The sequence below is a fragment of the Paenibacillus sp. Soil750 genome, assembly GCF_001428045.1.
Lineage (GTDB): Bacteria > Bacillota > Bacilli > Paenibacillales > NBRC-103111 > Paenibacillus_E > Paenibacillus_E allorhizoplanae.
The window spans coordinates 59,125-71,609 of record NZ_LMSD01000025.1 but is presented as its reverse complement, the minus strand read 5'-3'; the positions used below and the strand labels follow the sequence as shown (position 1 = coordinate 71,609).

The window sequence follows — 12,485 nt, the reverse complement described above, 5'->3', positions numbered from 1 at the left end:
AGGGAGGGAATAAGATGCTGAAAAAACAAAATGCCATCCAAAACAATGACGTTTGGTTCAATTTGGCAATGTATGCCTTTCTCGTTGTATTGACCTTGTTTATTGTATTCCCTTTGCTGCATGTGTTCAGTAGTTCGCTCAGCAGCCCTGCTCTTGTTGCCAAAGGCCAAATCCTAATCTGGCCAGAGGAACTGACTTTAAAGTCGTACATCAACGTACTCAAGAACAGTGCAGTCTGGAACGGGTACCGAAATACGATCCTCTACACGGTGCTAGGCACGGCTATTAACGTGGTGTTAACAGTGCTGGCGGCCTACCCACTATCGAGGTCTGACCTTAAGGGCGGGCGTGTTATTCTGGGTATTCTTATTTTAACCATGTATTTTCAAGGCGGTATCATTCCAACTTATTTGGTCGTGAAGCAGTTGGGGTTGGTGAATTCCATGTGGGCGATGATACTGCCAAGCGCAATAAATACTTTTAATCTCATCATTATGCGCACTTATTTTATGAACACGATTCCGAAGGAGCTGCAGGAGGCTGCTTTTATAGACGGATGCTCGAACACGCGCATTTTACTTGATGTGGTGCTTCCGTTATCTAAGCCAATCCTGGCTGTAATCTCATTGTATTATGCTGTTCATCATTGGAACGATTTCTTCAACGGTCTCATTTATTTATCGGATCGAAGTCTGTTTCCTCTCCAGTTGGTTCTGCGAGAAATTCTCATTCAATCCAAAGTTGATGATTTTGCAACACTGGATAAGGGCTTTACAGATCGAATTTTTGATTCGGAAGGGATCAAATATGCCATTATTATGGTCGCCAGCCTTCCTATGCTGATTTTATATCCCTTTATGCAGCGTTTTTTTGTAAAGGGCGCTTTGATCGGTTCGATAAAAGGATAAGGCTGATTATTAAAGCAATTCAAATTATACATATACTATTGGAGGTCAAATCTTATGAAAAAGAATTTACTTTTAACGGTCCCGGTCGCTTTGGTGCTAGTTATTTCAGGGTGTGCGGATAAATCTGCGTCACAAGAGGGGACGGCTACAACTACGGCTTCGGTGATACCTGCAAATGTCAACGAAACCGGTTTACCGATTGTTAAGGAAAAGGTTACTTTAAAAGGATTTGCTCGAAAGGACCCGCAATTGGGTGAATACAGCCAGATGCTGCTTTGGAAGGAGCTGGAGGAGAAAGCGAATATTCATATCGAATGGGATACGCCTTCCTTGCAAAACGCTGTAGAGCGCGTCAATCTGGTGTTGGCAAGCGGCGAACTGCCCGACTTTTTCATCAAAGGTGTTATCAAGGATGCGGATATTACGAAATATGGCTCGACTGGCATTTTCATTCCTCTGGAGGGATTGATCGAGAAGTATGCACCTAATCTGCGTGAGCTGTTAAAGAAGAAGCCAGAGGTAAAGGCTGCCATTACCTCTCCCGATGGACATATATATTCGCTGCCTCGAATTGTCGATTACGACCTGCTCGGTGTTCCGCGTTTCCCGATGCTGAATATCAAATGGCTCGATAAGGTTGGAGCGCAGGCTCCTAAGGATTCGAACGAACTCTACTCACTGTTGAAATTGTTTAAAGAAAAGGACCCGAATGGCAACAGCAAGAACGATGAAATTCCATATACGGCTCATACAATTGACTGGGCGATGCGTGGACTTGAAGGTATGTATGGGCTGCAGCGTAATTTGGATTATAAGTTGAACATAGACGACAATAATAAGGTGCATATTTGGTACGCGGATGAGAAATACAAGGAGCTGCTGCAATATACAAGCAAGCTCTATAAGGAAGGCTTACTGGATAAGGATATTTTCACGCAGACGGATCAAGTGTATTTTGCGAAGCTAGCTGACAATAAGGTAGGCTTCACGCCATTGCTGCAAGCTCAAAATGCTGGCAAATTTGCAGGAGACTATTCAGGTATTACGCCACTTAAAGGGCCTCATGGCGACCAGTTATGGAATCTGAAGCAGGATGTTAATGCTAACGGTGGTAAGGCGATCATTACAAAAGCTAACAAGAATCCAGAAGCAACGATGCGTATGTTCGATTATTTTTATGGAGACGAAGGTGCGACTCTGCTCTACTTGGGCAAGGAGGGTGTCACTTACGAGAAGCGTGAGAATGGAAGCTTAGGCTATAAAAAGGAAATTTTGAATAGCCAACGAGGGCTTACAGTGGAACTGGGGTCCATGACCATTTGGCAAGGTGGAGGGGAGTTCGGCTATTATACGGACAAACATTTATCACCAATGCTGGAAGGCTCAACCCGACCTAAGGACTTCAAGCTTGTTCAGCCGTTTTTGCCTAAAAAACAATATGCTCTACCGCTTCTATCCAAAGAAAAGCAAGATCAAATGAACGCAATTCGCACCGATCTGGATACCTATACAGACGAAATGCGTGCCAAGTTTATCTCAGGCGATCAGTCTTTTGCCGAGTGGGATGCGTATGTAGCAACCTTGAAGAAAATGGGCGTGGATAAGCTGGAGAAAATGTTCCAGGAATCACTTGATGGCCTGCTTAAAGGTGGAAAATAAACAAAACGAGATACAGCTGGCAAGGTGATGGCAAATCGTGGTGAGACATGGATGAAGAACAGGCTTCCGTGGAAAGCAGCCGAGGCTGGATTCCCTTCACCAGCTGTTTTACTTTTGAAATGGAGTGAGTGAACGATGGCTGGAGTTCAAAAGGCGAGAGCTGTGATAGATCGCGATTTCGTCATATCACGCATTGATTCGAGAATTTATGGCGGCTTTATCGAGCACATGGGGCGCTGTGTATATGGAGGTATCTATCAGCCGCAGCATTCGGAGTCTGACGAAGCAGGCTTTCGGCGCGATGTTGCGGGCATGGTCTCAGAGTTGGATGTATCGGTCATCCGATATCCTGGTGGAAACTTTGTTTCTGGTTTTCGTTGGGAGGATAGCGTCGGACCACAGGTGAATCGCCCTACACGTATGGATTTGGCATGGAAAAGTTTGGAAACGAACGAGGTTGGACTGGATGAATTTGCAAAGTGGGCTTCGCAAGTAGGCTCACAGGTTATGATGGCTGTCAATCTCGGAACCCGCGGTGTTGAGGAGGCGGCTCATCTGCTAGAGTATTGCAATATGGCGGGGGAAAGCAGCTTTAGTAAGCTGCGAAACGCCCATGGCAGAGAACAGCCATATTCGTTCAAGCTGTGGTGTCTAGGCAACGAAATGGACGGTCCATGGCAAATTTGCAACACGTCAGCAGCGGAATACGGTCTTCTCGCCCGGGAGGCTGGAAAGGTGATGAAACGACTCGATCCTACGATTGAGTTGGTCGCCTGCGGAAGTTCCTCCCTAAATCTTCCCACTTATCCTGATTGGGATGCAACCGTAATGGAATACTGCTATGACATAGCAGACTATCTTTCGGTCCACATGTATCTGGACAATAAAGAGGACGATCTGGAGGCATATTTGGCGAAATCATTGATCATGGATGAATATATTGACTCAATCGTCGCTGCTTGTGACTTCGTAAAGGCGAAGAAGCGCTCGAGTAAGCGGATGTATTTGTCCTTTGATGAGTGGAATGTCGTGCCGAGTACGTGGAAAGGGAATGATGCCGAGTCGTGGACTGTTGGTCCAGCGCTGTGTGAAGGAAGTCATACAACAGCTGATATGATCGTTTTCGGCTCGATGCTGATTTCACTGTTGAAGCATAGCGATCGGATTCGGATCGCTTGTATTGCACAACTCGTGAACGTCTTTGGTGTTATCATGACAGACTCCGATGGAAGGGTATGGAAGCAGTCGATTTATTACCCATTTCTGCATGCCTCCCGATTTGGGAGAGGACTTGCCTTACCGGTCCAGATGCAAGCCCCATCGTATGTGACGAATGAGAAAAGAGAGGCACCTCTTATTGAAGCGGTATCGGTATTTGATGATGATTCTGGTGTGCTGACGGTCTTTGCGGTGAATCGCAGTTTAAGCGAGGAGCTTGAGATGAATTTGGAACTGAGAGGCTTTGATGCGTTAATAGGCCATGAAAGCATTGTTGTGCAGCATGAGAATCCTTCTGCTTACAATAAAGCAGATGCTCCAGATACGATTGTTCCGAGAAATGGTTTTGTCCCCCTAGTCAATGATAACCGCCTAAGCACGAGGCTGCTGCCGTTGTCGTGGAACGTTTGGAGATTTAAACCGGCAGGAGGGAACAGGAAATGAATATCCAATCAGGGAATGGGGACGTCCGTCGTCAGCCCAATATCTTATGGATCTGCACGGACCAGCAGCGAACAGATACGCTGGGCTGTTACGGCAATCCAAATGTCAATACCCCGAATATTGATAAACTCGCATCCCAGGGTACTCTTTTCGAGAGAGCCTACTGTCAAAGCCCTGTATGCACACCAAGCCGCGCCAGCTTCATGACGGGGAGATACCCGCGTACGACCCGGTGCAGACAAAACGGCCAGAAGCTTCCTTCTGATGAGAAGCTTATTTCAAAGCGATTTGCGGAACAAGGATATGTCTGCGGACTTGCAGGAAAGCTGCACTTGGCTCCTACTCACCCAGCCGTATGTCCTGGCGTTGAGGAACGGGGGGATGACGGATACCAAGTGTTCCGCTGGTCTCCAGCGACAGGTGGCACTCACGAATGGGCGCTGAATGAACATACACAATGGTTGAATGAGAAGGGAAAAGAGTTGAAACGAGAAGCTATTGCAGGCTCCCGCCAAGTCTATTACGGGGAGGACGAAGAATACCGTCAAGGTACGTGGTGCATAGAGGAGGCTGCTAAGTTCATTCGCTCCAATGCCAAGCAGGGAAATAAGTGGTTCTTCTCGCTTAATCTTTTTGATCCGCATCATCCTTTCGATCCGCCAAAGCGGCTGCTAGATAAATACATGGAACATCTAGATCGTGTTCCGTTGCCCAATTACATACCCGGTGAGCTGGACAACAAACCGGACTATCAGAAGATGGACAGCGAGAAAGCATATAACTTTGCTAAGCATTTGAATTATAAGGAAATGACTGAATATGAACATAAGCTAATATGTGCTTCACAATGGGCCATTATGGAGCATGTGGATGAACAGATAGGGCTGCTGATGGAAGTACTCAAGAAGACAGGGGAGTTGGAGCATACACTCGTCCTATTTATGTCAGATCATGGCGAGATGCTGGGTGATCATGGGATATATTGGAAGGGTCCATATTTCTATGAGCCGCTTGTCAAGGTGCCCCTTCTGATTGCATGGCCGGGCGTTATCCAATCGGGTGTTCGTACATCAGCTCTTGTGGAACTCGTAGACTTGGCCCCGACACTACTGGATGCCATTCAGGCTGATGTGGCGCCGGGGATTCAGGGAAAGTCACTTTGGTCTTTGCTCAAAGGGGAGGTACCGCATGACGCTCACCGGGACAGCGTCTACTGTGAATATTATAATGCGCAGCCTTGGCATCCTGATCTGCCGCCGCACTGTACGATGGTATCTGACGGCAGATATAAATTGGTTCGTGTCCATTCATCTCAGCAAGGTGAACTTTACGATTTAGTGAAGGATGCGGCAGAGACGAGTAATCTCTACGACGATCCTGCCTATCTAGTGGTGAAACTGCAGATGATGGAACTGATGACGGATCGTATGGCGTGGACGGTCGACCCGCTGCCCGAACGACAGGCCGACTTTTAAAACGAATGCGAGGATTGTGACTATGGGAGCTACACCGAATAGAAAACCGAATATTGTTTGGTTGACGCAGGATCATGTTGTTTGGAAGCATTTTCGTGATACGAAGGGGCCGAAGCCGAGACTAGCCGCTTATGAGCGAATTGCCACGGAAGGGACTACATTTGACCGGGCCTATTCCGTAACGCCTCTCTGCTCTCCTGCGAGGGCGAGTATGTTGACTGGCGTGTATGCACATAAGCACGGTATTACCAGAAACGATTCGAGAAGTCTTAAAGGGGCAATGAACTTGGAAACGCCCGTATTGAGTGAGTTCTTGAAGTCTGTGGGTTACCGGTGCGGCTACTTTGGCAAGTGGCACGCCGGGAGGGAGAATGCACAGGAATATGGTTTTGAAGGTTTTTCTTTAGAGGGGTATGGTACGCCATACCAATCAGAGGCATACGCGAGTTACTTGAAGCGGTTTGACCTTCCCGATCCGATTGTGGATGTGGAGTGGAGCATTTCCGGTGCTTCTTTGTCTGACATCAACATGAAAGACGTGGAATCCTTTGCGGGAGCTAGTACTAACGGCTTTCGGTCTGCTAGTACAGCACACTTTAAATCGCCTGTGGAGGCTACCGAAGCATACTTCGTCTCACAGCTTGCATGTGATTGGTTAGAAGAGGCTGCTCAGGGAGAAGAGCCTTTCTTACTTCGGGTCGATATTTGGGGCCCTCATCAGCCTTATCTCGTAGCTGAACCGTTTCGAAACTCAATGGATGCTAAGCGTATTCCTGAATATCCAAATTTCAGCAATAGTTTTGCGGACCGCCCTGATTACCATAAGCGTGATCGAGATGATTGGCGGAACCGAACTGGGTTCACCGAATGGGACCAATGGCAGCCGCTGCTTGCGAGAGCTTATGAGCATTTTGCTCAGACAGATTCGGCATTCCTGAAGGTACTGGATACGATAGATCGCTTGGGGATTTCAGAGGACACCATTGTCATCTATACGGCAGATCATGGTGATATTCTGGCCACGAACGGTGGACTGTTCGATAAGGACGCTATGCTGACGGAGGAAACTATGGCGATTCCACTCGTCGTAAAATGGCCAGGTGTGACGAAGCAAGCCTGTAGCACACAAGCACTCGTAAGCAATATGGATATTGTATCCACGGTTCTGGAATGGAGCGGTGTTCAAGTTCCTGTGCATATGGATGGACTTAGCTTGGCAGGGCTGATAACGCATATCAATTCTGCAAATGATTCTGACTTTGGGATTCCTAGCACATGGCGCAAAGATCTTATGGCCGTTCATTTCGGTCATAAGGATTACGAGAAGATTCAGAGAGCTCTTTACTGGGAGACGTATAAGTACGTCGCTCATTTGGATGATTCCGATGAGTTGTATGATTTAGAGCAGGATCCATTTGAACTTCAAAATTTAATACATGCATCTGATAAGCGAAACTTGCTTGAAGAGATGAAGCATCGCCTGCACAAGCAGCTACTGGATCATGATGACTTGTCCGAAGATACAAATCGACTCATTGAGCAGAAGAAGTTGAAGCCTTAAGAAATGACAACTATGGAGGTAGTGCCACGTGAAACCGAAAAATATCGTTATTCTAATGAGTGATGAACAACGATGGGATACGTTGAATAGTCTCAGCAGCGAACGTTCTGTAACGCCAAATATCGATGCGCTTGCAGCCCAAGGCATCTCGTTGGATCGCAGCTACACCGCATATCCGTTGTGCTGCCCAGCTCGTGCCAGCCTATGGACGGGACTTATGCCCCATGGGCATGAAGTGACCGGCAATTGGAAAAGCATTCGAGAGGACCTGCAGGATGAAGGACTAATCTCTAATTTCAAAGAAGCTGGTTACCATACCATTTATACAGGCAAGTGGCATGTGCCAGGTACGACGCCGCAGCGGTTTCATTTCGACGATGTTTCAGCGATTCCAGCCGTGATCGAGGGCCGAGATCGGGGCAGATTCATTGAAGAGTACCGTGAATACACACAAACACATGGATATCAGCTGCATGAGACTCATATCGAGAATTTGACGCATTCCGATATCGGACAACTTAAGCGGGAGGGGAAAGCACCCTATGGAACAGCCGAAATTAAGGAAGAGCATTTTCTCGAGACCTGGCAAACGGACAGATTTACGGAGGCACTCGACCGCAGACCGGATGATCAGCCGTTCTTTGCGGTATGCTCCTATAATGCTCCGCATTTCCCGATGATCGTACCTGCCCCTTATGATACCTTGATTAAACCTGACGAGGTCAAGCTGCCGATCAACTTTTTGCAGGGGATAGACGGGAAGCCATCCGAGGTGCTGCAATCCTCCTATTTCTCCGAGTTGAATGGCTTGGATGATAATGAATGGCGCTCCTATATTGCCCATTATTTGGGGCTGTGTGCCTTGATTGATAAACAGGTCGGAATCGTTGTTGATTATTTGAAGCGGGAAGAGCTCTATGAGGATACGCTTATCGTATTCCTTTCCGATCATGGTGATATGATGGGTTCCCATGGGCTGATCAAGAAGGGGTTTCCGCTTCATTACGAAGAAGCGCTCCGCGTTCCTCTCATCCTTGCAGGCACTGGTGAAGATTATCGGTCATCGGCGAGCAGCAACGCACTGGTTTCGCTCATTGACTTACTGCCTACGGTGGCGGAGTTGACCGGTGTTAACATCAAGCAGAAACACGAAGGTCGATCCTTTGTGCCGCTGCTTCACGGACAAACATCGACACACAGGGACTACGTGCTCGCCGAGACGTTTAAGATTGGTGGATCAGAGAGTGCTGTCGTTGGTGGAGAGCGGGGGGGACCGGAGCAGTTTAATGTGAATACGGATAGTGTCAATTTCTCAATCCGCACTTCGGCGTATAAATATGTATTCCGTTATCGAGATATAGAAGAGCTGTACAATTTAGAAATGGATGCTGGAGAAAATATGAATATCGCCGCCTCTCTTTCAAGTAGAGAGACTCTTAAACAACTTAGGGGGTTGCTGCTGCAGGAGTTGAAGGAAGCGAATCCGTTCCTGCATGAGATTGTAGCGAATAAGCTGATTCAACGGGGAGTCTTGGAAGGATTCGCGACATAAAAAGGATAGGAGAGTGAGGAAAGGATATGACTTCTTCAAGACCGCATATTGTACTGATTACCATGGACGAGTTGAGGAAGGACGCATTGAGTTGCTATGGCAACGAAGCGATCACGACAACACATCTGGATGCATTGGCATCAGAAGCTATCCAATTCCAACGCGCTTACACAGCGAGTCCGTGGTGCATGCCCTCCCGCTGTGCTCTGGTGACGGGAAAACTGCCTCATAACAGTGGTGCATATAGTAATTTTCGCAAATGTGAACTGGGCACAGAAATTCCTAACTTATTTCAGGAATTGAAAAGAAGCGGTTATCACACTTCAGTACATGGGAAATGCCACTTCTCACCCGTGCCCTATGGAGAGACGAGACCTGACCTCACATTGCCCTATGAGACGTTCCGAGACTATTACTTGTCCCTTGGCATAGATCATCTGGATTTACAGGACGACAAGCAGGTATCTGTGTGGTTCTATGATGATTACGCAAAGGAGCTGGAGGCAGCTGGCTATCTAGATGCTTATCGGAGGGATACGTGGGATTCGAATAAAGCCAAAGTATTTCCGTTCCCTGGTCCAGAGGAATGGCATCCCGACAGCTGGGTGGGGCGTAAGGCGGTAGAATACATCGAAGGTTATTCGGAAGAAGAACCATTGTTATGTTGGGTATCGTTCAGCGGGCCGCATTACCCATTTGATCCGCCTGCCGTCTATTTTGATCGTGTGGATATGAGTAGGGATAAACGGATGGTTAGACGGGATCATGAATTCGAAGACACAGCCCGAATCCACCATAAAAGCTACTACGGGGATGGGCGAGGCATCGCCGATGGCTCTTACAGCGCACCGAATTATGCGCAGCAAAACTACAACGATGCCTATTGGCTTCAGCTTCGAAAAAGCTATTATGCGAATATTGCTCTTATTGATGACCAGATCGGGCACATTTTAGAGGCAGTAAGAAGGCGCTGGGGCAATAACGTGCTCATTATTTTCACGGCGGACCACGGTGAAATGCTTGGTAATCATGGGATATGGGGAAAAGGAGACTGCGGCTATGAGGACGTGCTTAACGTTCCGTTACTCGTACAGTATCCTGGGGAAAGCACGCATCAGATAACGGATGCAATGGTCATGCTGACCGATATTATGGCAACTTGCCTGAAGTCGGCTGATACCCCGCCAATTGCTACCGATGGCCGCGATTTTAAAGAAGGGATAGAAGCAGGAGGATACAACTATGTGATCAGCGAGGGAGAGGGCTTCCTAACGATTAGCAATGGGCGTATCAAATATATTCATGTAGCTAAAAACGGGCGTGAACATGAAGAATTGTTCGATTTGGTGAAGGACCCTGAAGAGTTTGAGAACGTAGTGTCCTATCCTGCATATGTGCATGAATTGGCAGAGCTTCGCAGAGTTGCCATCCAGATGTTTATGAAGAAGCTGCTAGCATGAATGGATTAATGCCCTTTCCCCGGATTTTGAAATTGTTTTCTATAATCTCGTGGGCTGAGTCCTTCCAACTTCGAGAAATGGCGGCTGAATTTACTTGTGTTATCAAAGCCAACCCGGCGTGCAATCTCTCCGAGACTGTTCTCACTATCCAACAATAGCTCTCTCGCATGCTTGATCCTAGCCTTGAGGACGTATTCCATAGGTGAATTGCCGAACGCTTTGCGGAACAGAAGGCGGAGGTGACTCTCACTCACATAAGCGACAGCAGCGAGATGCGAGGGAGTTAAATGACCTCCAATATTTCTATGGATATATTCGCAAACCTCTCTTAGGCGCTTATCCGTTTGTATGGGTTGCTCCGGCAAAAGGGAACTGACAAGTCGGCATAGCTGGAGAAACCACTCATAAAACAAACGCTGCACATCGAGCAACTCAATGGTTTGAAGTGTAGACAGCTCTGAAGTAAATTCAGTCACATCTTTATTCCATTGACTGTCCAACTGCATACTTTCCAACAATTGGTCGGATTGCTTTAGAAGATGATAAGTGCGCTCTACAACCGGAAGCCAAATTTCTTGCTCTTCTATTTGATAAACAACGGGCATGGCATACAATTTGACAAAATCCAGGGAGCCAACATGAATATCAGCTGCTAATGTAATGTAGTGAAAATCACTATTGGAAGCTTTCTCTTGAAATCCAGTGCGAGATGTAAGAGGTGGGATAATAACGATATCGCCTGATTTTAATTCGTAAAGGACTTCGCCAATCTGCACCTTTTTCTGCCCTTCTAGAATGACCCAGATGACCGTAGAGGGGAAGCTGGCCTTGAAAAGTTCATGCTCAGGAGGGAGCTTCCACTCATAAATCCATTTGAGTGTTAAACGCAGCTCGTTTAATTGTTTAATCTTAGTCAAATATCCCAACGTAAACACCCCATCTACCAACTGTGTATGAACCTTTCATCCCTATATGAAAGTATAAGCAATGTTACATGATTCGACAATACCGTCAAATGAGAGATTAGGTTTTATGTGGTATGAAAATTGATTGATATTTGGAGGGTGATGATTATTACGGATAATGTAAACTGGAACATAATTGCAAAGACTCTTTTTATTGCAACCGGGGCAGCGATTCTCATGGGAATGTCCGATTCTCCCAAAGTGAATGCTGCACCAAATGTGATTCTAATCTATGCAGATGATCTGGGATATGGGGATACAAGGTAGAGGCTGGAACCTGGTCTAGCTTAGCAGGAGTTGCTGTTCGTTCTGATGCAGCAGGGAACAATTATTACCGGCTTGGTCTTGCGAGTGCCGATTGTTCCGGCTCAACTGCATCTGGTCAGCAGTATATTAAGCTTCAAAAAGTTGTTAACGGCAGTCCTGCAGGTGATTTGGTATGTAAGTCAATCGCGGATATTGATGACGAGTATATCGGTGTTACGCTGACAAAAGCAACTTTAAGCTTAAAGGTGAATGGCTCTTCACTTGTAGGCATGTTGAATGAAGATGTCATCAGTGATCCTGTAACCGACACCTCTTTTACGCAAGGATATGCTGGAGTTTTCAGCAAGAACCAACAAACCATGTTCGATCAATTCATTCTACGTAAATCAAATTTGCCAACCGGTAATTACAAAGTATATCGTTCTTCATGGGCATCGAATATTTATCCGGGTCCGGGGACGCTTAGGGGGACGGTATCTGCAGCTCCATTCTATGAATTTACGGATACCGGCTTAACAGCAGGAACGCAGTATTATTACAGAGTGGTTGGTTCGAATACAGATGGGGATAGTAGTAGCACTTCAAATATTGTGCCGTATAAGCCTTAATATGGGTATTTCGCGTTCGTATGTATCACGTATTGAGAAGCGGGCGTTGATGAGGCTGTATCATGAATTTTATAAGGCGAAGCGGTAAAAGAATTGGATCGTATTCTTCATTTATTTGGCTTCAAATAATGGGGGCGAAGACAATGACAGCCTTAATTCAAATTGAGCATGTCAGCAAATTTTATCACATGGGCGGCGAAACGATCCGAGCGTTAGATGACATTTCACTAGACATCGCGCAGGGCGAGTTTGTCGCTATCATGGGGCCTTCGGGCTCCGTTGCGGAGCAGGCGGAGCGGATTGTGCGGTTTCGGGATGGGCGTTTGGTTCATTAGATTCGAATAAAATAAGCTCTAAAAACCCTACGA

The 12,485-nt window shown here is 46.7% G+C and carries 11 protein-coding genes and 1 pseudogene; 11 read left to right on the top strand and 1 reads right to left on the bottom strand.

The features are described 5' to 3' along the window. Window positions 1–14 precede the first annotated feature (14 nt). From ASL11_RS23345 to ASL11_RS23315, 7 genes are all read left to right on the top strand, one after another. The gene (locus ASL11_RS23345) at window positions 15–908 is read left to right on the top strand and encodes a carbohydrate ABC transporter permease (RefSeq protein ID WP_056620369.1); all 894 of its coding nucleotides are present in this window, start codon (window positions 15–17) and stop codon (window positions 906–908) included. A 54-nt stretch (window positions 909–962) separates the two neighbouring features. Beyond that, window positions 963–2,567 (top strand): extracellular solute-binding protein, encoded by a 1,605-nt coding sequence (locus ASL11_RS23340; RefSeq protein WP_056620368.1) that lies wholly within the window; start codon window positions 963–965, stop codon window positions 2,565–2,567. Between the two features lie 135 nt (window positions 2,568–2,702). Next, window positions 2,703–4,229: an arabinosylfuranosidase ArfA gene (arfA, locus tag ASL11_RS23335; RefSeq protein ID WP_056620367.1), complete on the top strand. Its 1,527-nt coding sequence runs from the start codon at window positions 2,703–2,705 to the stop codon at window positions 4,227–4,229. Then, a complete protein-coding gene (locus tag ASL11_RS23330; protein WP_056620366.1) occupies window positions 4,226–5,704 on the top strand; it encodes a sulfatase family protein in 1,479 nt (492 codons plus the stop codon). The genes arfA and ASL11_RS23330 overlap by 4 nt, the downstream gene beginning before the upstream one ends. Before the next feature lie 22 nt (window positions 5,705–5,726). Next, the gene (locus ASL11_RS23325) at window positions 5,727–7,265 is read left to right on the top strand and encodes a sulfatase-like hydrolase/transferase (protein ID WP_056620365.1); all 1,539 of its coding nucleotides are present in this window, start codon (window positions 5,727–5,729) and stop codon (window positions 7,263–7,265) included. A 28-nt stretch (window positions 7,266–7,293) separates the two neighbouring features. Next, entirely contained in the window at window positions 7,294–8,817 is a 1,524-nt protein-coding gene (locus ASL11_RS23320; RefSeq protein ID WP_056620364.1) for a sulfatase-like hydrolase/transferase, read from the top strand. A gap of 26 nt (window positions 8,818–8,843) precedes the next feature. Beyond that, the gene (locus tag ASL11_RS23315; protein ID WP_056620363.1) at window positions 8,844–10,277 is read left to right on the top strand and encodes a sulfatase-like hydrolase/transferase; all 1,434 of its coding nucleotides are present in this window, start codon (window positions 8,844–8,846) and stop codon (window positions 10,275–10,277) included. A 5-nt stretch (window positions 10,278–10,282) separates the two neighbouring features. On the opposite strand, the gene ASL11_RS23310 is transcribed toward ASL11_RS23315, so the two are convergent. Next, window positions 10,283–11,203, bottom strand: coding sequence for an AraC family transcriptional regulator (locus ASL11_RS23310; RefSeq protein ID WP_056620362.1), 921 nt, complete (start codon window positions 11,201–11,203; stop codon window positions 10,283–10,285). 141 nt (window positions 11,204–11,344) lie between these two features. Between ASL11_RS23310 and ASL11_RS36655 the strand changes: the two genes are divergently transcribed. From ASL11_RS36655 to ASL11_RS23300, 4 genes and pseudogenes are all read left to right on the top strand, one after another. Further along, complete coding sequence (locus ASL11_RS36655) at window positions 11,345–11,509, top strand: hypothetical protein (RefSeq protein ID WP_157257020.1); 165 nt, start codon at window positions 11,345–11,347, stop codon at window positions 11,507–11,509. A gap of 167 nt (window positions 11,510–11,676) precedes the next feature. Beyond that, entirely contained in the window at window positions 11,677–12,117 is a 441-nt protein-coding gene (locus tag ASL11_RS23305) for a hypothetical protein (protein WP_056620361.1), read from the top strand. Further along, a pseudogene (locus ASL11_RS35975) lies at window positions 12,107–12,205 on the top strand (sigma factor-like helix-turn-helix DNA-binding protein); the annotation flags it as partial. The gene ASL11_RS23305 and the pseudogene ASL11_RS35975, both read left to right, overlap by 11 nt. 55 nt (window positions 12,206–12,260) lie before the next feature. After that, window positions 12,261–12,452, top strand: coding sequence for a hypothetical protein (locus ASL11_RS23300; RefSeq protein ID WP_056620360.1), 192 nt, complete (start codon window positions 12,261–12,263; stop codon window positions 12,450–12,452). The last annotated feature ends 33 nt before the right edge of the window (window positions 12,453–12,485 follow it).